The following is an 18,406-nucleotide window of genomic DNA, read 5'->3' as shown; positions in this document are numbered from 1 at the left end:
CGCTTCCTCCACGTCAACGGAACGCCCAAGGCCCACCGCAAGGGGGTGCGACAAAATTATTTGATTTAGGTCAACTTCACGCATTGCCCTGCATGCATCGGCATTCTAAAACCTGAATGGATAGCGGACATGCGGTGACGGGAATCGTGTGTCCATGAAATTACCTAGCAGGAGGCATAAAATGGCAGACGCAGCCATTCACGGCCACGAGCATGAGGATCAGCGCGGGTTCTTCACCCGGTGGTTCATGTCCACGAACCACAAGGATATCGGTATCCTTTACCTGATCACCTCGGCGATCGTCGGCCTGATCTCGGTTCTATTCACCGTATACATGCGGATGGAACTCATGGAGCCGGGGGTACAGTACATGTGCCTCGAAGGCGCTCGCTTCACGGCCGCGGCCGCGGGCGAATGCACACCCAACGGTCATCTGTGGAACGTCATGATCACCTATCACGGTGTGCTTATGATGTTCTTCGTCGTGATCCCCGCCCTGTTCGGCGGCTTCGGCAACTACTTCATGCCTCTTCAGATCGGTGCGCCGGACATGGCGTTCCCGCGGATGAACAACCTCAGCTTCTGGCTGTTCGTCGCCGGGACATCGCTCGGGGTGGCCTCGCTGCTTGCGCCTGGCGGCAACGGTCAACTCGGCTCGGGCGTGGGCTGGGTGCTCTATCCGCCGCTCTCGACGCGCGAGACCGGCATCTCGATGGACCTTGCGATCTTCGCCGTGCACGTGTCGGGCGCCAGCTCGATCCTCGGCGCGATCAACATGATCACCACCTTCCTGAACATGCGTGCCCCGGGCATGACGCTCTTCAAGGTGCCGCTGTTCGCCTGGTCGATCTTCGTGACGTCGTGGCTCATCCTTCTGGCCCTGCCGGTTCTGGCTGGCGCCATCACGATGCTGCTGACCGACCGTAACTTCGGGACCACCTTCTTCGATCCTGCCGGTGGCGGCGATCCGGTGCTCTATCAGCACATCCTGTGGTTCTTTGGCCACCCGGAAGTCTATATCATCATCCTGCCGGGCTTCGGCATCATCAGCCACGTGATCGCCACCTTCAGCCGCAAGCCGATCTTCGGCTATCTGCCGATGGTCTGGGCGATCATCGCGATCGGTGTGCTGGGCTTCGTCGTGTGGGCGCACCACATGTACACCGTCGGCATGAGCGTGACGCAGCAATCCTACTTCATGCTGGCCACCATGGTCATCGCGGTACCCACCGGCGTGAAGGTGTTCAGCTGGATCGCCACCATGTGGGGCGGCTCGGTCGAATTCAAGACACCGATGCTGTGGGCCTTCGGCTTCCTGTTCCTCTTCACCGTCGGCGGCGTGACGGGCATCGTCCTCAGCCAGGCCGGCGTGGACCGCGCCTATCACGACACCTACTACGTCGTGGCGCATTTCCACTACGTGATGAGCCTCGGGGCCGTGTTCGCCATCTTCGCGGGGATCTACTTCTACTTCCCCAAGATGACGGGCCGCATGTATCCCGAATGGGCCGGCAAGCTGCACTTCTGGGCGATGTTCATCGGCGCCAACCTGACATTCTTCCCCCAGCACTTCCTGGGCCGTCAGGGGATGCCCCGCCGCTACATCGACTACCCCGAAGCCTTCGCTCTCTGGAACTACTGGTCGTCGATCGGTGCGTTCCTGTCCTTCGCGTCCTTCGTGTTCTTCTTCGGCGTGATCCTCTACTCGCTGTTCCGTGGCGCCCGCGCCACCGAGGCGAACCCGTGGAACGAATACGCCGACACGCTGGAATGGACCCTGCCCTCGCCGCCGCCCGAACACACGTTCGAGCAGCTGCCCAAGCAGGAAGACTGGGACAAGCAGCACGCACACTGATCCCGGATCGGACCAGCACACACCCATCAGGCCCCGGATATCCTCCGGGGCCTGTTTCATTTGCACAGGTCCCTGCCGCAAATGGCCCCTTCTGTGCCGCCCCCCTGCGTGTTAAAGCGCCGCCAACATGCAGACTGGCCCCAGCCTGACACCGGAGCACGCGACATGAGCAACGAGATCCGCCTCGCCTTTGAACATCCCGCCGCGCGCGCCGATGCCACCGCCCCCGATGGGCCGCTCGATCGCATTTCCGTGCGCGATCACATCGTCGAGGTCGAGATCGGCGCCTTTCAGGCCGAGCGCGGCGTCACACAGCGCGTCTGCTTCAACGTCGTGGTCGAGGTGCGCCCGATCACCGACCCTCTCGATGACGACGTGGACCGCATCCTCAGCTACGACAAGGTAACCGAGGCGATCGCCGCCGAACTGGCCGAAGAACGGCTCAACCTGCTCGAAACGCTCGCGGAGCGCATCGCCGAGCGTATCCTCTGGGAGCCTCAGGCCGTCCGCACCTTCGTGCGCATCGAGAAGCTCGATCGCGGCCCCGGTGCGCTTGGCGTCGAAATCGTCCGTTCCGTCAGCGATCTGGCCACCAAGCCCGTGGGCCATCACCCGGTCATCAAACCGCACCCGCATGTGGTATTTCTCACCAACCCCGCCATCCGCTCGCCCAACCTTGCCCGGTGGCTCGATCAGCTCGAAGCCCGGGCCGAGCCGGTGATCCTCTGCGTGGGCCATCCCGAAACCTCCGCCCCGCGCACCGGCCACCGCATGACTCAACGTCGCGTCGACCTGCTGGCGCTCGAGCAGAACGCCTGGGTGCTGGCGGGCCGCGATGATCGCTGCGTTGTGGTCAACACCCGCACCGAGCTCGACTGGGCGATGAAGAACGGGCAAATCTCGGTCTGGGCGCCCTCCAAGATCGTGCTGGATGCGGTCGATGGCCCCTCGAGCGGCCCTGATGATCCCGTTGCACTGGCTGCATGGTTCTCCGGCCATATGGAGGCGTCGGACCTGCTGCTGATCGGCGAAGCCCCCCCGAAGACCGGCGCGCCCGTTCCGGTGCAGGTGCAGGACATCGCCCAAAGCGGTCTATAACGCCCCTGCCAGCCCTCTCTGCCCCGATCCAAGGTCGCCCCCATGCCCTATTATCGTCCGATCCCCCGGTTCGATCACGTCCGCCCCGCTGACGCCCTGCCCCTTGCGGGCGGCTGGCTCTGGTTCGACACGGTCGAGGAACTGCATCGCGACGCGCCTGCGCGCCTGATCCCCGCACGCGATCTGCCGCCCGACGTTCTGAGCCGCCTCACCGCCCCACGCGCGTCCATCGCCGGTCTCGACCTGTCCAAACCGCAGCTCATGGGCATCCTCAACGTCACCCCCGACAGCTTTTCCGATGGCGGGTTGCATTTCGATCCCGCCGACGCGCTGGCCCATACGGACCGCATGATCGACGGCGGCGCAGTGATCATCGATGTGGGCGGCGAATCAACCCGCCCAGGGGCCACCGAAATTCCACTGGACGAGGAAATCCGCCGCACGGCCCCGGTGATCGCCGCGATCCGCGCGCGGCACCCGGTGCCCATTTCCATCGACACCCGTAAAGCCCCCGTGGCCCGTGCCGCCCGTGACGCAGGCGCTGATCTCATCAATGATGTGGCAGGCTTCACCTTCGATCCCGATCTCGCCCCCTTCGCCGCCGAAGCCGGTCTGCCGGTCTGCGTCATGCACGCCCAAGGCACGCCCGAGATCATGCAGAAAGACCCGCGCTACGATCATGTGGCGCTCGACATCTACGATTACCTCTCCGACCGCATCGAGGCGCTGACCGCCCTCGGCATCCCCCGCGCGCAGATCATCGTCGATCCCGGCATCGGCTTCGGCAAGACGCTCGAGCACAATCTGACCCTGCTGCAGACCCTGTCGCTGTTTCACGGTCTGGGCTGTCCGATCCTGCTCGGCGCGTCGCGCAAGCGGTTTATCGGCACCATCGGCGGCTCGGACGAGGCGCGCCACCGCGCGCCCGGCTCGATCGCCGTGGCGCTGGCCGGAGTGGCGCAGGGCGCGCAGATCCTGCGTGTCCATGACGTGCGCGAAACCAACGAGGCGCTTCGCCTCTGGCAGGCCGCAACTTTGGGTCAGCTCCCCTGACGCAAGGCGGCGCCGGGCTGTGGATAACGGCCCCGAATATGAGTTATGTACACAATTCGTGGGAAAAGGCGCGGGGTTGGTCCCAAACGCGTGTAAGTTTTGTACAAGTCATACACAACTCAACCACGCCGAAACAGCCGTCTCAAAGCCGCGGCTTGGCTTAATCCAACGCCGCACAGGATCAGGATAAGCGCCGTCAGCAAGCTCGGCGGCAGCGGCTCGGCCAGGATCAACGCTCCCAACACCACCGACCAGACCGGAACCTGGTAATTCACAAGGCTCATGAACACCGGTCCCGCCGTACGGATCACCAGAACCCGCAAAAGACTGGCGCCCGCCGTGGGCACCATGCCCAGAAAAATAAGCACATACAACGTGTTACGGTCCGTCGCAGGTGGCGGCCCTTCGACCGCCCATGCCGCGCTGATGACGATCACCGCCCCGATCAACAGGGTCACGGCATTCAATCCGATCGGATCCACTGTGGGCAAAAGCCGCATCTGCACCGAACTCAGCGCGTAGCACGCCGCCGCCGCGACGCAGGCGGCACGGCCAAACGGCTCCAGATATTCACCAGTCGTTTCAAAGGCTTGACCGCCTATCAGGATGACCACACCGACAAACCCGATCACGAACCCCGCGATCTTGCGCAGGTTCAAACGCTCGCCCGGCACCAGAAAATGCGCCAAGGGCAAAACCAGCAGCGCCACCGCCGCCATGGACACCCCGGCAAATCCGGATGTCACGAATTGCTGCCCCCAACTCAACAACATGAAGGGCACGGCCGATGACAGGGCACCAATCGCCCCAAGCCGGTAGATGTCCTTCTTTTCAATGGGTTCCGCGAATAACCTGAACCCCCGGAAGGCCCAGATCGCCAGCATCAGAAGCGTCGCGAACCCGATCCGCGCCGAGGCCAGCCAGAACGGCGTGATCCCCTCAAGGGCCACTTCGATAATGAGAAACGTGGCGCCCCAGACTAGGCCCAGGGTCGCCACCATCAGCCAGCTTTGCGCCGTGATGTCAGGATTTTTAGTCATATTTATCAGTATCTTACGCGCTGCTCTGCACCCCGTGACAGGACGTCCCACTTCACGCCGCGCACCAGGGCCACATCTGTTGGGGTGGAAAGCAACGAAAGGAGCGATCCATGAATACCTATCTGATACCCGGTCTCGCGCTGATCACAATGGCAATCGTCGGCCTCGTGGCCCTGCGCAGCAAGCGCCAAACCGAAGAGCGGCGTCATAGCGACAGCACTCCCAAAAGCGCGCTGGCCAAAGACGGCAACCCGCACCGCAAAGCCCCGTGATCTCGTGCGATCCGGCCCCGCGGGGCCGGATCAACTTTGTCTCTCAAAGCCCTGACAATCAGTTCTTTTCCTGATCCACCAGCTTACCGGCGCTGATCCAGGGCATCATCGCCCGCAGCTTGGCGCCGACCTCTTCGATCTGGTGTGCGTCGTTCATCCGGCGCGTGCCCTTGAAGAACGGCTGACCAACCGAATTTTCCTGCATGAAGTCACGCACGAAGGCACCGGTCTGGATGTCGTGCAGGATCGCCTTCATCTCTTTCTTGGTGCGCTCATACGGCAGCACGCGCGGACCGCTGACATACTCGCCATACTCGGCCGTGTTCGAGATCGAGTAGTTCATGTTCGCGATGCCGCCTTCATAGATCAGGTCGACGATCAGTTTCACTTCGTGCAGGCACTCAAAGTAAGCCATTTCAGGGGCATAGCCCGCCTCGACCAGTGTCTCGAAGCCCATGCGGATCAGTTCCACAAGGCCGCCGCACAGCACCGCCTGCTCACCGAACAGGTCGGTTTCGCATTCTTCGCGGAAGGTCGTCTCGATCACGCCCGAGCGTCCGCCACCAATGGCCGAGCAATAGCTCAGACCGATTTCCAGCGCCTTGCCCGAGGCATCTGTATCCACAGCCACAAGGCAGGGCACGCCACCGCCCTTGACATATTCACCACGCACCGTGTGCCCCGGTCCCTTGGGCGCCATCATGATGACGTCAATGCCTTCTTTCGGCTCGATCAGCCCGAAATGCACGTTCAGGCCATGGGCAAAGGCAATTGCGGCACCCGGCTTGATGTTGTCATGCACATATTTGCGGTAGGTTTCCGCCTGCAATTCGTCGGGCATGGTGAACATCATCACGTCGCACCATGCGGCGGCTTCGGCGATGCCCTTGACCTCGAGGCCTTCTGCTTCGGCCTTCTTGGCGCTCTTGGAGCCTTCGCGCAGGGCGACGCACAGGTTCTTGGCACCCGAGTCGCGCAGGTTCAGCGCATGGGCATGGCCCTGGCTGCCATAGCCAAGAATGGCGACTTTCTTGTCCTTGATCAGGTTGATATCGCAATCGCGATCATAATAGACGCGCATGGCGGTCTCCTCTCGGTTAGGTTTCCATGTCGCGAGACTAACCATCCACCTCCAAAAATCGGTGCAAATACCACTGTATTTCTCTGAATTATGCTTTATCTATTCGTTTAGTCTCTATTATGTGAAAATTCCATGCTCGACGACACCGACAGACGTCTTTTGCGCCATTACCAGCATGACGCCACACTTGGACCGGCCGAATTGGCCGAGCTGGCCGGTCTGACGCCGGCAACCTGTGCGCGCAGGCTCGAGAAACTCTACAAATCCGGGATCATACGCGGCAATCACGCGGTGATCGATTGGCGCGCACTTGGCTATGCGGTGGAGGTGTCGCTGCGCATCACGCTCGACAAGACCCAACCGCGCGCCTTCGACGAATTCATGGAAGCCGCCCGACAGGTGCCCGATGTCGTTGAAATCCAGACCTTTCTTGGTCGCGTGGATGTGCGTCTTTCGGTGATTGCGCGGAATATGGCGCAATATCAACAGGTGTATCGCAGCAGCATCCTCACCCTGCCCCATATCGCCGATATCGAAGCGTTGATGCATGTTGCGCGGATCAAATCCGACGAGGTGCTGCCTCTATGACCGATCTCGACACCACCGACCGCCTGATCCTCCGCGAACTGAGCCGGGATGCCACGCAGGCGACCAGCGCTCTGGGGCGCAAGCTGGGTCTGTCGCAGCCTGCCACCTGGCGGCGCATCAAACGCCTGCGCGAAGCGGGCGTGATCAAGGGACAGCGGCTGGATCTGGACAACGAGAAACTGGGCTTCGGCGTGACGGTGTTTCTGGGGATCAAACTGGCCACCAAGGGGCGCGTCAGCCTTGAGGATTTCGAGCGCGCGGTCTCTGCCATTCCCGAAGTGCAGACGGTCGAGCATATCCTGGGGCTTTACGATTATCGCCTGCGGGTCGTGGCCCGCGACATCTCGGATTTTGAACGTGTCTTGCGCCGGCGTCTCATGACACTGCCGGGGGTGGGAAATGTCGAGGCCAATGTGCTGCTCAGCGAAGAGCGTCGCCCCGGCCCTATCGGGTGACGACCGCGACATTTTGGACTGCATTATTGCAAGCGCGCCGGGCCTTCCCAAATCACGGCCATACCAAAACATCTGAACCATATGACCTCACAGGGAATAGCCGATGACCACAAGACGCAATTTCTTGATCATGTCTGCCCTCGCATTCGCCGCAAGCCCCGCGCTGGCACAGTTCACCGGCCCCAGCGAACAGGGCGCGCAGTCGAGCGTACAGGATGCGCTGGACGCGCGCATCGGCGCTTATATGACGCTGGAAGGATATATCACCCACCATCTGCGCGAGGATTACTATCGCTTCACAGATGGCATGAACGAAATTCGCGTGGAAATTCCTCAAAACGTGTTTGCGGGTCGCCCGATCGGACCCAACGACCGTGTGCGACTGCGGGTCGAAGTCGACCGTGGGCTGATCGGTCGCTATCTCTGGGTCGAGGCGCTCGAAATTCTGTAGCGCTTGCGCCCGGTCTTCAAAGGCCCTGTTTGCGGATGCGGTGGAGCGCTGCGCAAACGGGGCCTGTTACGTCGGTATTCCCAAGTAGACTTTGCCTTTGCTTTCACATCAAGCTAGCACTTGGGCCAATTCTGATAGGAGACCCCGCATGACCGCCCTTCTGGATACCGTAGACCCTGATGGATTGCTTGAATATTCGGTGGTGTTTACCGACCGGTCACTCAATCACATGAGCCAGAGCTTTCAGCAGGTGATGCGCGACATCTCGGAGATGCTGAAGGACGTCTACAAGGCCGATGCCGTGGCGCTGGTACCCGGTGGCGGTACCTATGCGATGGAAGCCGTCGCACGCCAGTTCGGAACGGACGCTCATGCCCTTGTCGTGCGTAATGGCTGGTTTTCCTTCCGCTGGAGCCAGATTTTCGATGCCGGGAAATTCACGTCGGAAACAACGGTCTGCATGGCACGCCAAACGGGCAACGGCCCGACGGCGCCGTTTGCCCCTGCCCCGATCGACGAGGTGACCGCCAAGATCCGCGAGGCGCGGCCCGACGTGGTTTTCGCACCGCATGTCGAGACATCCGCGGGGCTTATCCTGCCCGATGATTACATCACGGCATTGGCCGATGCCGCACATGAGGTGGGCGCGCTGATGGTGCTGGATTGCATCGCCTCGGGCTGTGCCTGGGTCGACATGACGGCGACTGGCGTGGATGTCTTGATCTCGGCGCCACAGAAGGGTTGGTCGGCCTCGCCTTCGGCAGGGTTGGTGATGATGTCGCAACGCGCGGTTGATCGACTGGACAAGACCGTTTCGAACAGCTTCGCCATCGACCTGAAAAAATGGCGGGACATCATGAAAACCTATGAAAACGGCGGTCATGCCTATCATGCGACGATGCCGACGGATGCGCTGCGCGCGTTCCGCGACACGATGATCGAAACGCGCGACTATGGCTTTGACAAGCTGTGCGAGGCGCAATGGGCTCTGGGGAACGGCGTGCGCGCCATGCTGGCCGAGAAGGGCGTCACATCGGTTGCGGCGCCGGGCTATGGCGCGCCGGGCGTGGTGGTCAGCTATACCGATGACCCTGCCATTCAGAACGGCAGCAAGTTTGCCGCTGAAGGAATGCAGATCGCGGCGGGCGTGCCGCTGCAATGCAACGAGCCCGAGGGGTTCCGGACCTTCCGGCTGGGACTGTTCGGTCTGGACAAGCTCTATGACGTGCCGGGAACCCTGGCGCGGCTCAAGACTGTCATCGACAAGGTGCTCTAGCGCGGCTTGTCAGGCGTCACCGCCTGCCGCGCGACCTCAGCCGCGTGCGCCAAGGCCCAGTTGCATAAGGGTCTTGCGCACCGGCGCCAGTGAATAGATCGCATTGAGCGTCATGGCGCGCGCATCACGCAGAGGCTGTGCGTGCATCATCGAGGCCCGGTTCAGCAGATCGATCCCAGTCACCCGTGCCGTGACCTCGAGATGGCGGCGACGGTGATACGTGTCGAGCATCGCCGCATCGCCAAGCCGCTCCGGCGCGGCCTCGGCCAGCTCAAGCAGCACACGCATGTCACCGAGGCTCATGTTCAGGCCCTGCGCGCCGATGGGCGGCACGACATGGGCGGCCTCGGCCACAAGAGCCACGCGTTCGGCGGACATGCGCTCCGCGAGCTGGCTGATGATCGGCCAGACCGTGCGCCGCGAAACCAACGTCAGAGGACCGAAGAGAAGGCAGGAACGCTCATTCATCGCCGCTTCGAACTCAGGTACGGGCAAATCCGCAAGGCGCAGCGCCTCTGGCCCATCTTCCATCCAGACGATCGCCGACGAGGGCCGCCCCTCGTGGTCCGGCAGCGGCACAAGGGTGAACGGCCCGCCCGAGCGGTGAATTTCGGTCGAGACGTTTTCGTGAGGGATTGCATGGGTGACCGCAAAGGCCAGCGCCTTTTGCCCATATCGCGTCGTCTTGACCGGCACGCCGGCCGCCTCGCGCACCGGGGAGCTGCGCCCATCCGCCGCGATCACCAGACGGCAGCGCAGTTTCGTTGAGTCGCTCAGCCCGACATGCGCCTGCGTTTCACGGGTCACAAGCGAGGCCACCCCAACGCCGGGGCGGAACTCGACGCTGTCGAGACTGTCGAGATGCGCAACCATTTCGCGCCGCAACAGCCAGTTGGGCAGGTTCCAGCCGAATGGCTGATCCGAAATATCGGCGGCGTCGAATTCCTTGGTGATGCGTGGTTTGGCCTGTTTGCCGCCCGCATCGACGATGCGCATGATCTGCAGGCTCGCGGCATGGGGCGCCAACCTGTCCCAAAGACCGGCCCGATCCAGCAATTGCCGGGCGGGTTGCAGAAAGGCTGTGGTGCGCAAGTCAGACCCCGCCGCGTCACGCGCGGTTACAGGCGGCGCGGGATCGACGCAAAGTACCGAGAATCCCGCGGTGCCGAACACCGCCGCCGCCGTGAGACCAGCCACGCCCCCGCCAGAGACAAGGATGTCATACTCTGCAGTGCTCATCTCATGGTCCTTTCCTGGCAAAGCCCGACGCGCGCCCGGACCCCGGATCAGCCGCGCGAGATCACGAGCAGCGCCACCCAGATCACCGGCACCATCGCCAAGGCAGGGATATAAAGCCCCGGAATGCCCCAAAGCGCAATGCTGACGCCCCATGCTGCCAGAAGGCCAAGAACGGCCAGGAGAATCGGAATGGCCGCCGCTTCATCAGGATCGCGGTCGGTGAGATCGGCAATGTCGCTGTTGGTTTGGGCAAGTGCCATGGATGGAGGTTCCTTTATCTGTTTACGCTCCTAAAATATGACCCCGGCCCCGAGTGCAAAGGCACATATCGCCGCAGAACAGCAGTCAGACGAGGCCGGAGAGGAAGCCGCTCAGATCGGAGGTGTGGTGGTGGATATGATCGGCGGGATGCTCGCGCGGCGCGACGTGGACGGTGCGCATGCCCATGGCGTGAGGCTGGGCAAGATTGCGCGGCTCGTCTTCGAACATCGCCGCGCGCGCAGGCGTCAGGCCATCACGCGCGAAGACTGCATCAAAGGCTTCCCGGTCAGGCTTGGGCCGATAGCCCGCATGTTCAACGCCATAGACCGCATCGAACACCCCCGACAGGCCCCGCCGCTCAATCACGCGTTCAGCATAGGGCGCGCTGCCATTGGTATAGACAATGCGCCGCCCCGGAAGCGCCGCTATGCGGGCGCGCAACTCGGCGTCGGGTTCCAGCGCGTCGAAAGAAATATCATGCTCATCAATCAGATAGGGATCGGGGTCGATGCCATGCTCGCGCATCAGACCGGCCAGCGTGGTGCCATGTTCATGCCAGTATTTGCGGCGAAGGCGGTCGGCTTCGGCCCGATCGACCCCAAGCTCCGTCATCACGAACTGCGTCATGCGCTGCTCGATCTGGTCGAAAAGACGGACCTCGGGCGCGTAGAGCGTATTGTCCAGATCGAACACCCAAGCCTCGATATGCGTGAAATTCTGCCTCGTCATGACCAGGGTTCTAGGACGCCGCGACAAAGGGTGCAATCGCAGGAGGCTTGATTGTGCGCACAACCGGCGATTACTGTCATCATAACAAGTTACAACAGGGACAGGTCACGTTCATGAAAGCGCCCCAAAAAGACGCCTATACGCTTATTCTGGAAGCCATCGACATGGGCATCTACAAACCCGGAGACCGGCTTGTCGAAAGCGACCTTGCCGAACGCTTCGGGGTGTCTCGCACGCCGATCCGCGAGGCGCTCCAACGGCTCGAGACACAATCTCTGCTGACCCGCGATGGCCGCAGCCTGATCGTGGCGTCGCTGGATCACAATCAATTGGCCGAACTTTATGTCGTGCGCGCCGAACTCGAGGGGCTGGCGGCCAACCTCGCCGCGCGTCACGCGACCGATGAAGAGGTGCGGGTGCTGCGCGATATGGTCGAGGAAGACCGGAAGCTGTTGAACGATCCGCAGGCGATGGCGCGCGCGAACCGCCGGTTCCACAAGCAGATTCACCTGTCGTCGCATAACCGCTTTCTCGTGCAGCAACTTGACCTCGTGCACAGGTCGATGGCGCTGATGGCGACCACCTCGCTGGCGGCACTTGGCAGGCCCGCGGATGCGCTGAAGGAACATGACGCCATCGTCAGCGCGATCGAAGCGCGGGACACAAAAGGCGCGGGAGACGCCCTGAAAGCTCATATTTCCAAAGCTTTCGTCACGCGTCTGAAGCTCGACTCAGGGGAAGTCGGCACGATCGTCTGACAACCCCTCAATCGATCCCTGCGCGGACGTGACAGGCAGCGACACGCCATGCGTTGTCTTGTCCCAGAAAAACGGGTTGACCACCAACTCATAGAGCGCCTTGTAAGCCGCCACCGCCCCGAGGGTCGCATAGACATGCATCGTGGGCACCCATGGCAGAAGGTGCCTGTGCCCATGCCTGTTGACCGCCGCTGCATGGATCACGATCGAGACTATCTCGGCGGTGAGGAACAGACTGCCAACCATGTACAGAACGGATCTGCTCACCATCGGATCGAGCGGGTGCGGCAAACCCAACAGGACCAACCAGAAGGACCACAGGATCGGAGCCAGAAGCAACTGGGACAAGGCCACCATGAAATGCGCATGAAAGCCCAGGAATTTCCATGTCCCCAACTGCCTGTAAAGTAGCGCAGGCCGGCGCATGTGCACCAGATAGGTGGTCATATACCCCTTGAGCCAGCGTGACCTTTGCTTGATCCAGGGCCAGACACGGCAATTGGCCTCTTCCGCGGTCACGGTGGCTACCATTTCCGTCCGCATGCCATGACGCGCAAGACGAAACCCAAGATCGGCATCTTCGGTCACGTTGTGGGAATCCCACCCGCCCAGACGTTCCAATGCATCGCGGCGGAAATAGAGCGTGGTGCCGCCAAGCGGAATTGCAAAACCGAGTTTGGCCATACCCGGCAGCATCACCCGGAACCATGTCGCGTATTCGATGGTAAAGCACCGCGCCAGCCAGTTTTGACGGGGATTGTAGTAGTCCAGCACCCCTTGCAGGCAGACAACATCCTCCGGGACATGCTGGAACCGGCGCGCAATGATGGTGATCTGATCCGGATCGGGCGCATCTTCGGCGTCGAAAATACCGATGATGTCACCGGCACAGAAATCCAGCGCATAATTCATCGCGCGGGGTTTGGTGCGCGGCTGCCCATCCGGTACGATCACCGCCCGCATCCATGGCGGCAGGTCGATCTGCGCCAGTGTCCTGCGGGTCAACGCATCCTCCTCTTCGAGCACGAGAATTACATCGAGCAGGCATTTCGGATAGGTCAGCCGCTGCAACCGCGCAATCAGGTGATGGGCAATCTCGGTTTCGCGAAACAACGGCACGATGATCGAGACTTTGGGCAAAGGCGGCCCCGCATCACGGAGCCTGTCGGCGCGGATTGACGGAATTTCCGAGGACAGACTGGCCAGAAAGGCGGCCAGCTTCAGCAAAATGGACACCGCCAGCGTCGCCGAAGCCCAAAGGGCGACAATTGCAAACATGATGGAAGGAAAGGCGACTGTCAGCGTCGCCAGCATGGCGACAAGAGCGACGGTCACAGCAATCCTGCGATTGAAGGCATTTCCCCATGTGCGGCAGCTTTCTTCGGCTGAAACCCGAGACTGTGCGGCATCGGTCAGGGCCGTCCGGTGACGCACGGCGATTTCATCCTGAATAAGGGTGCGCGGAGCGATCAGGATCCGGGCGCCATCCGCTTGCTGCGCGGGTCCGGGGGCATGGGTGACAATGGCCGGCATCCCGTCACGGTCGCTCACGGGAAGCAGTGCCTGGCGCAGCATCAGGCCGGGCGGGAGATTGCCCGGACGGGAGGCCAGGGCGGCAACAGCCTCACGATCGACAGTGCGCGTCTTGAGCCTTGCGGCATGCGCCGCCAGCAAAACATCCTCGTCGATCAGGCCTTCGGCCTTGAGGATATCATCGATCGAGGCATCGCAATGCGCCCGCACCATCCCGGCAAGCACGATATCCGTGCGCGAGATTGCACCCTGTCGCACCAGCTGAGCGCCAATTGAGTCCGGCGCATCCGCTTGCTTCGCACTCGGGGTCGCAAGCTGACGCAGTTCCGTTATGCCCATGCCGGCCTCCTGCCGTTACCTTTTCAGGCAGCATGAACTTAAAGGGTTAAGGCTTTGTAAATCAGAGGTTAATGAAGGGTAAACAAGAACCGGATCAGCCCGCCATCGACTCCGCGAAGCGTTCAAACAGATAGAAGCTGTCTTGCGGTCCCGGGCTGGCTTCGGGGTGGTGCTGCACCGAAAACACCGGGCGGTCGATCATGCGGATGCCGCAATTGGATCCATCGAAAAGCGACACATGCGTTTCCATGATGCCTTTCGGAAGCGTCTGGCTGTCTACTGCGAATCCATGATTCATCGAGGTAATCTCGACCTTGCCGGTTTCCATATCCTTAACGGGGTGGTTCGCTCCGTGATGTCCGTGATTCATCTTGATGGTCTTGGCGCCGAGGGCCAGCGCCAGCATCTGATGGCCCAGACAAATCCCGAACACCGGCAATCCCGCATCGAGGACACCTTGAATCATCGGCACCGCATACGCGCCTGTCGCTGCAGGATCGCCCGGGCCGTTCGACAGGAACACCCCATCCGGTTTATGGGCCAGCACGTCTTCGGCGGTGGCGGTCGCGGGCAGAACGGTCACTTCGCAGCCAACGCTGGCCAGACACCGCAGGATGTTGCGCTTGGCACCGTAATCCACGGCGACCACCTTGTGCCGGGCCTCGGTCTGGCGCGTGTAGCCATCGGGCCAAGCCCACCGCATTTCATCCCAACGGTAGGATTGCGCACAGGTCACGCGGCGCGCGAGGTCCATGCCCTCGAGGCCGGCAAAGCCCCGCGCCTTGGCAACAAGTGCCGCGGTGTCGAAATTTCCCTCGGGGTCATGGGCCAGCGCCACATGCGGCGCGCCCTGCTGGCGGATCGCGCGGGTCAGACGACGCGTATCCACCCCACCGATCGCGATGCGCCCGCGTTTCGTCAGCCATTCACCCAGTGTTTCGGTCGCACGCCAACTGCTGGGTTCGGTCGGATCCCATTTGACGACCATGCCCTCGGCCACGGGATCGGCGGTTTCGTCATCCTCGGGATTGACGCCGACATTACCGATATGGGGAAAGGTGAAGGTCACCACCTGCCCGGCATAGGAGGGGTCGGTCATGATCTCCTGATATCCGGTCATCGCGGTGTTGAAGCACAGTTCGGCCGTGGTTTCGCCAGTGGCGCCAAAGCCCTTGCCGTAGAACAGGGTGCCATCGGCCAGAGCAAGACAGGCGGTGGGACGGTCTTGGGTCGCATGTGCCATGGCGTGAGTCTCCGGGTCTGGGCAAATTGGCGTATACCTATGAGGGTGACCGCCAAGGGTCAAGGGACAAGATGCCCATCTCGCACCCCTTCAAAACAAGGTATTTTGCTGCATGACGCTGCCTTGTCTCCGGATACGGAGTTCTATATTGTGGGCCACTTGTGACCACAGCGCGGGATGGACCGGCATGGATTTGCGAGACAGGGTCAACACGGCCCTCAAGACGGCGATGAAAGACAAGGACACGGCGCGGCTGACCACGTTGCGGCTCATCAATGCCGCGATCAAGGATCAGGATATCGCGCGGCGGGGCACGGATGATGCATCCGGTGTGACCGATACCGATATTCTCGCGATCCTCGCAAAGATGACCAAGCAGCGTCAGGAAAGTGTGCGGGCCTACGAAGAGGGCGGGCGTCTCGATCTTGCCGAGCGTGAGGCGGGCGAAATCGCGATCATCGAGGAATTCCTGCCGCGTCAGCTGTCCGAGGAAGAAATCGAGACGGCCGTGGATGACGTGATCACCGAAACCGGCGCGACGTCGATCCGGGATATGGGCAAGATCATGGGTCGGCTTAAAGACAAGTATGCCGGCCAGATGGATTTCGGCGCAGTCGGGCCCAAGGTGAAATCCAGACTGGGATGAGACACGGCGCTGTGCCGGGCTATTGCGCGGGATCTGGCCGCGCGGCCATGCGCAAGGCGTCCACCAGTTCAGCGTAAAGCGCCTTGCGTTCGTCTTCGGACAGAAACGCCCCGATTTCGACCTCGCGGCCCTTGCCTTTGAGCGTGATATAATGTGCGACAGGCCCGCCCGTGGGGTGCATCTGCGCCTTGGCCCAATAGCTTTGACAATCCCACTCCTGAACGCGGCCACCGGGATTGACGCGCACCAGATGCACCTGTTCGGGATCGATCTGCAATTCCTCGGTGATCTCGGCATCGCGGTAAGAGCGCTCGAGCGCCCACCATATGCCGCCGACCGCCATCAGCAGAAAAGGCAAAAGACCCCATAGGACAACCGTTCCAAGCAAGGGATAAAGCGGGATGGTGATCATCCCGAAGGTCGCAAGGATAAACGCCGCGAAGCCCTTGCGGGGCAGCGAACGATGCGGCCAGAGCTTGAGGCTGGAGGCGCGCGCGGTGTCTGTATCGAAGGTCCATTCATACGGCATGGCGCTATATTAGCGCGGCCTTCGGCATTGAAAAGAGACGCCAAGAGGCTGAGACGACAAACGTACCTAGAGGCAGAACATGCATCGGCTCAAGCGGCGAAAAATGCCTCAGAATATCATGCGCGGAAGGCCTGTAAGCCGGATTCTGTCCAGGGGTCGCCCCCTTGGATGACCATTCGTCTGGGCGCCGTGTTGCCACGACACCTCAAGCTGCCAACCCGGATCGCTGGGGCAAGACGTCCCTGCGGGCGGTATCGGTTGCCCGACCTGAACCCCGCGCGCGATCCCTATTCGGCATTGCTCCCGGTGGGGCTTGCCATGCCGGGGCTGTTGCCAGCCCCGCGGTGGGCTCTTACTCCACCGTTTCACCCTTACCCGTGCAGACGCTTGCGCAGCTGCGGGGCGGTCTGTTCTCTGTGGCGCTTTCCCTCGGGTTTCCCCGGCCGGGCGTTACCCGGCACCGTTGTCTTGTGGAGTCCGGACTTTCCTCGGGGGCGGACCCCCGCGGCCATCCAGCCTTCCGCGCATCCTGCATCTAGGCATCGTGCGGCGCGCGGTCAACCGGGAAGCGCGCGGCCAGATCGGCGATCAAGGCGCGATCGGTGTCATCCAGCGCCCCCGACGCCCATGGCCGGAACCGTTGACGGAACGCGCCAAGGAGTGTGGCCTCGTCCCCCTCAGGCGGCAGCGCATAACCGAATTGCCGCGCCGCCCCAAGAAAATCATCAGCAGGTGCCCCCGCTTGCGGCCAGACGCTGAGACCCTGGCGCGCCAGCCTGCGCCAGTCGAAACGCGGGCCGGGATCGGATTTGCGGGTGGGGGCCATGTCGGAATGAGCGATCACCCGTTCGGGCGTGATCGACCAACGCTGCATAATCGCCTGCATCAGCTCTTCGAGCGCGCGCATCTGCGGCTCGGGGAAAGGATGCGTGCCGGGATTGGCCAGTTCGATGCCGATCGAGCGGGAATTGACATCGGTCACATCCCCCCACTGCCCTGCCCCGGCGTGCCATGCACGCGCGGCCTCGTCCACCAGACGCCAGACACGCCCACGCTCACAAATCAGGTAATGGGCCGACACCTCGGCTTGGGCATCGCACAGACGCTGCAGTGCCGCCTCGGCCGTCTGCATGGCCGTGTAATGCAGCACGATCATATCCGGCTGTGCATCGCCCCGGCGCGCCCCGAAACTGGGCGAAGGGTGCTCCATCATCGACGGCCCGGAGGCAGCCAAGGGCCGTTACCCGCCAAGCGCCTTGCGGAACGGGCTGGGATCCCAGCCGCAGGCATAGCCATCGCCGTCAGGGTCAAGGCCCATCCGGTCACGCTGCGGGCCGCCCTTGGACATGAAGTCGATCTGGGCCTTGTCGGGCGAGGTGTAGCCCGCACAATTGCGCTGGAACCGGGCCTGACTGTTGACTCCGACGCGGCTATAGACGCGGGTGCCCACGGGATGCGTGCTCGACAGGGCATATTGCACGATATTCGGCTCACTGCCGGTGCGGGCAGGCAGCGCCTCGGGTTCGACCACCTTGTAGCGGGCACGATTCTGCGCGATCAGCGCCGCGTCGCTTTCGATCGAGCGTTCGGCGCTGACCGCGTCGAAATTGGTCTCGACCGACATGCCGGTGGCGGTTGTCACGGTCTGCGGCGGTGGGTTCGAGGGATCGGCATTCAGCACAGGCTGCCCGGAATTCAACGCCTGTTCGCGCAAGGCGGCCTGCGTTTCGGCCACCAGATCCGATGCATCCCCGGTTTGCGGTGTTCCGCCATCAAGCGGCTCTGACGACACAGCCATCGGCGATGGCAGCGCCGTGCCTGCCAGACGGGCGTCGCGCGCCTGTTGCTCGGCCTGATAGGCGTCGTAATCGCCAAAGCCCACGCCAGCCGCGCTGTCAGGGACTGCCGGGGAACAGGCGCTCAGCGCCAGAAGACCCGCTGCACACAGAAAGAAACGCAT

At 62.1% G+C, this 18,406-nt stretch carries 20 protein-coding genes and 1 other RNA gene; 10 read left to right on the top strand and 11 right to left on the bottom strand.

What is annotated here, in order from left to right:
• The first annotated feature begins 181 nt into the window (after positions 1–181).
• The 3 genes from ctaD (at position 182) to folP (ending at position 4,006) form a co-directional block, all read left to right on the top strand.
• On the top strand, positions 182–1,855 hold the full coding sequence (gene ctaD, locus F3H35_RS08140) for a cytochrome c oxidase subunit I (protein ID WP_149779109.1): 1,674 nt from the start codon (positions 182–184) through the stop codon (positions 1,853–1,855).
• Between the two features lie 165 nt (positions 1,856–2,020).
• Positions 2,021–2,953, top strand: a complete 933-nt coding sequence (locus tag F3H35_RS08135) for a dihydroneopterin aldolase (RefSeq protein ID WP_149779108.1) — start codon at positions 2,021–2,023, stop codon at positions 2,951–2,953.
• 42 nt (positions 2,954–2,995) lie between these two features.
• A complete protein-coding gene (gene folP / locus F3H35_RS08130) occupies positions 2,996–4,006 on the top strand; it encodes a dihydropteroate synthase (RefSeq protein ID WP_149779107.1) in 1,011 nt (336 codons plus the stop codon).
• A 119-nt stretch (positions 4,007–4,125) separates the two neighbouring features.
• Here folP and F3H35_RS08125 read toward each other — a convergent pair whose 3' ends face one another.
• The gene (locus F3H35_RS08125; protein ID WP_149779106.1) at positions 4,126–5,046 is read right to left on the bottom strand and encodes a DMT family transporter; all 921 of its coding nucleotides are present in this window, start codon (positions 5,044–5,046) and stop codon (positions 4,126–4,128) included.
• Positions 5,047–5,156: 110 nt separating this feature from the next.
• Here F3H35_RS08125 and F3H35_RS18830 point away from each other — a divergent pair, with 110 nt between their 5' ends.
• Complete coding sequence (locus F3H35_RS18830; RefSeq protein WP_188129918.1) at positions 5,157–5,318, top strand: hypothetical protein; 162 nt, start codon at positions 5,157–5,159, stop codon at positions 5,316–5,318.
• A gap of 58 nt (positions 5,319–5,376) precedes the next feature.
• Here the strand turns inward: F3H35_RS18830 and ilvC are convergent, their stop codons facing one another.
• Positions 5,377–6,399: a ketol-acid reductoisomerase gene (gene ilvC / locus F3H35_RS08120; RefSeq protein WP_149779105.1), complete on the bottom strand. Its 1,023-nt coding sequence runs from the start codon at positions 6,397–6,399 to the stop codon at positions 5,377–5,379.
• A gap of 132 nt (positions 6,400–6,531) precedes the next feature.
• Between ilvC and F3H35_RS08115 the strand changes: the two genes are divergently transcribed.
• From F3H35_RS08115 to F3H35_RS08100, 4 genes are all read left to right on the top strand, one after another.
• Complete coding sequence (locus F3H35_RS08115; RefSeq protein ID WP_149779104.1) at positions 6,532–6,987, top strand: Lrp/AsnC family transcriptional regulator; 456 nt, start codon at positions 6,532–6,534, stop codon at positions 6,985–6,987.
• A complete protein-coding gene (locus F3H35_RS08110; RefSeq protein WP_149779103.1) occupies positions 6,984–7,442 on the top strand; it encodes an Lrp/AsnC family transcriptional regulator in 459 nt (152 codons plus the stop codon). Before F3H35_RS08115 ends, F3H35_RS08110 begins: the two co-directional genes overlap by 4 nt.
• Positions 7,443–7,545: 103 nt before the next feature.
• Positions 7,546–7,893 (top strand): YgiW/YdeI family stress tolerance OB fold protein, encoded by a 348-nt coding sequence (locus tag F3H35_RS08105; protein ID WP_223228353.1) that lies wholly within the window; start codon positions 7,546–7,548, stop codon positions 7,891–7,893.
• A 148-nt stretch (positions 7,894–8,041) separates the two neighbouring features.
• Complete coding sequence (locus F3H35_RS08100) at positions 8,042–9,169, top strand: aminotransferase class V-fold PLP-dependent enzyme (RefSeq protein ID WP_149779102.1); 1,128 nt, start codon at positions 8,042–8,044, stop codon at positions 9,167–9,169.
• Between the two features lie 36 nt (positions 9,170–9,205).
• Here the strand turns inward: F3H35_RS08100 and F3H35_RS08095 are convergent, their stop codons facing one another.
• From F3H35_RS08095 to F3H35_RS08085, 3 genes are all read right to left on the bottom strand, one after another.
• Positions 9,206–10,408: a UbiH/UbiF family hydroxylase gene (locus F3H35_RS08095; protein WP_149779101.1), complete on the bottom strand. Its 1,203-nt coding sequence runs from the start codon at positions 10,406–10,408 to the stop codon at positions 9,206–9,208.
• Positions 10,409–10,455: 47 nt separating this feature from the next.
• Complete coding sequence (locus tag F3H35_RS08090; protein ID WP_149779100.1) at positions 10,456–10,668, bottom strand: hypothetical protein; 213 nt, start codon at positions 10,666–10,668, stop codon at positions 10,456–10,458.
• A gap of 85 nt (positions 10,669–10,753) precedes the next feature.
• Positions 10,754–11,398, bottom strand: coding sequence for a pyrimidine 5'-nucleotidase (locus F3H35_RS08085; protein WP_149779099.1), 645 nt, complete (start codon positions 11,396–11,398; stop codon positions 10,754–10,756).
• A 113-nt stretch (positions 11,399–11,511) separates the two neighbouring features.
• Between F3H35_RS08085 and F3H35_RS08080 the strand changes: the two genes are divergently transcribed.
• The gene (locus F3H35_RS08080) at positions 11,512–12,156 is read left to right on the top strand and encodes a GntR family transcriptional regulator (RefSeq protein ID WP_149779098.1); all 645 of its coding nucleotides are present in this window, start codon (positions 11,512–11,514) and stop codon (positions 12,154–12,156) included.
• Here F3H35_RS08080 and F3H35_RS08075 read toward each other — a convergent pair.
• Complete coding sequence (locus tag F3H35_RS08075; RefSeq protein WP_149779097.1) at positions 12,130–14,028, bottom strand: glycosyltransferase; 1,899 nt, start codon at positions 14,026–14,028, stop codon at positions 12,130–12,132. The two genes, F3H35_RS08080 and F3H35_RS08075, sit on opposite strands and share 27 nt — an antisense overlap.
• Positions 14,029–14,122: 94 nt before the next feature.
• Positions 14,123–15,271 (bottom strand): glutamine-hydrolyzing carbamoyl-phosphate synthase small subunit, encoded by a 1,149-nt coding sequence (gene carA, locus F3H35_RS08070; RefSeq protein ID WP_149779096.1) that lies wholly within the window; start codon positions 15,269–15,271, stop codon positions 14,123–14,125.
• Positions 15,272–15,458: 187 nt separating this feature from the next.
• On the opposite strand from carA, the gene F3H35_RS08065 reads away from it, so the two are divergent.
• On the top strand, positions 15,459–15,917 hold the full coding sequence (locus tag F3H35_RS08065; protein ID WP_149779095.1) for a GatB/YqeY domain-containing protein: 459 nt from the start codon (positions 15,459–15,461) through the stop codon (positions 15,915–15,917).
• Between the two features lie 19 nt (positions 15,918–15,936).
• Here F3H35_RS08065 and F3H35_RS08060 read toward each other — a convergent pair whose 3' ends face one another.
• From F3H35_RS08060 to F3H35_RS08045, 4 genes are all read right to left on the bottom strand, one after another.
• Entirely contained in the window at positions 15,937–16,446 is a 510-nt protein-coding gene (locus F3H35_RS08060; RefSeq protein ID WP_149779094.1) for a DUF2244 domain-containing protein, read from the bottom strand.
• A 118-nt stretch (positions 16,447–16,564) separates the two neighbouring features.
• Positions 16,565–16,970: RNase P RNA component class A (gene rnpB / locus F3H35_RS08055), an RNA gene on the bottom strand.
• A gap of 11 nt (positions 16,971–16,981) precedes the next feature.
• Positions 16,982–17,602 (bottom strand): N-acetylmuramoyl-L-alanine amidase, encoded by a 621-nt coding sequence (locus F3H35_RS08050; protein ID WP_223228362.1) that lies wholly within the window; start codon positions 17,600–17,602, stop codon positions 16,982–16,984.
• Positions 17,603–17,686: 84 nt separating this feature from the next.
• Complete coding sequence (locus F3H35_RS08045) at positions 17,687–18,406, bottom strand: hypothetical protein (RefSeq protein ID WP_149779093.1); 720 nt, start codon at positions 18,404–18,406, stop codon at positions 17,687–17,689.

Origin of the sequence: Roseovarius litoreus (assembly GCF_900142765.1) — a bacterium.
Lineage (GTDB): Bacteria > Pseudomonadota > Alphaproteobacteria > Rhodobacterales > Rhodobacteraceae > Roseovarius > Roseovarius litoreus.
This window is presented reverse-complemented; position numbering and strand designations above follow the sequence as displayed.

Coding starts and splice junctions, on each gene's coding strand:
- F3H35_RS08100 (WP_149779102.1), top strand. CDS start 8,042: ATGACCGCCCTTCTGGATACCGTAGACCCTGATGGATTGCTTGAATAT.
- F3H35_RS08090 (WP_149779100.1), bottom strand. CDS start 10,668: ATGGCACTTGCCCAAACCAACAGCGACATTGCCGATCTCACCGACCGC.
- F3H35_RS08045 (WP_149779093.1), bottom strand. CDS start 18,406: ATGCGTTTCTTTCTGTGTGCAGCGGGTCTTCTGGCGCTGAGCGCCTGT.
- F3H35_RS08060 (WP_149779094.1), bottom strand. CDS start 16,446: ATGCCGTATGAATGGACCTTCGATACAGACACCGCGCGCGCCTCCAGC.
- ilvC (WP_149779105.1), bottom strand. CDS start 6,399: ATGCGCGTCTATTATGATCGCGATTGCGATATCAACCTGATCAAGGAC.
- ctaD (WP_149779109.1), top strand. CDS start 182: ATGGCAGACGCAGCCATTCACGGCCACGAGCATGAGGATCAGCGCGGG.
- F3H35_RS08125 (WP_149779106.1), bottom strand. CDS start 5,046: ATGACTAAAAATCCTGACATCACGGCGCAAAGCTGGCTGATGGTGGCG.
- F3H35_RS08095 (WP_149779101.1), bottom strand. CDS start 10,408: ATGAGCACTGCAGAGTATGACATCCTTGTCTCTGGCGGGGGCGTGGCT.
- F3H35_RS08085 (WP_149779099.1), bottom strand. CDS start 11,398: ATGACGAGGCAGAATTTCACGCATATCGAGGCTTGGGTGTTCGATCTG.
- F3H35_RS08050 (WP_223228362.1), bottom strand. CDS start 17,602: ATGATCGTGCTGCATTACACGGCCATGCAGACGGCCGAGGCGGCACTG.
- F3H35_RS08075 (WP_149779097.1), bottom strand. CDS start 14,028: ATGGGCATAACGGAACTGCGTCAGCTTGCGACCCCGAGTGCGAAGCAA.
- F3H35_RS08115 (WP_149779104.1), top strand. CDS start 6,532: ATGCTCGACGACACCGACAGACGTCTTTTGCGCCATTACCAGCATGAC.
- F3H35_RS18830 (WP_188129918.1), top strand. CDS start 5,157: ATGAATACCTATCTGATACCCGGTCTCGCGCTGATCACAATGGCAATC.
- carA (WP_149779096.1), bottom strand. CDS start 15,271: ATGGCACATGCGACCCAAGACCGTCCCACCGCCTGTCTTGCTCTGGCC.
- F3H35_RS08105 (WP_223228353.1), top strand. CDS start 7,546: ATGACCACAAGACGCAATTTCTTGATCATGTCTGCCCTCGCATTCGCC.
- folP (WP_149779107.1), top strand. CDS start 2,996: ATGCCCTATTATCGTCCGATCCCCCGGTTCGATCACGTCCGCCCCGCT.
- F3H35_RS08110 (WP_149779103.1), top strand. CDS start 6,984: ATGACCGATCTCGACACCACCGACCGCCTGATCCTCCGCGAACTGAGC.
- F3H35_RS08065 (WP_149779095.1), top strand. CDS start 15,459: ATGGATTTGCGAGACAGGGTCAACACGGCCCTCAAGACGGCGATGAAA.
- F3H35_RS08080 (WP_149779098.1), top strand. CDS start 11,512: ATGAAAGCGCCCCAAAAAGACGCCTATACGCTTATTCTGGAAGCCATC.
- F3H35_RS08135 (WP_149779108.1), top strand. CDS start 2,021: ATGAGCAACGAGATCCGCCTCGCCTTTGAACATCCCGCCGCGCGCGCC.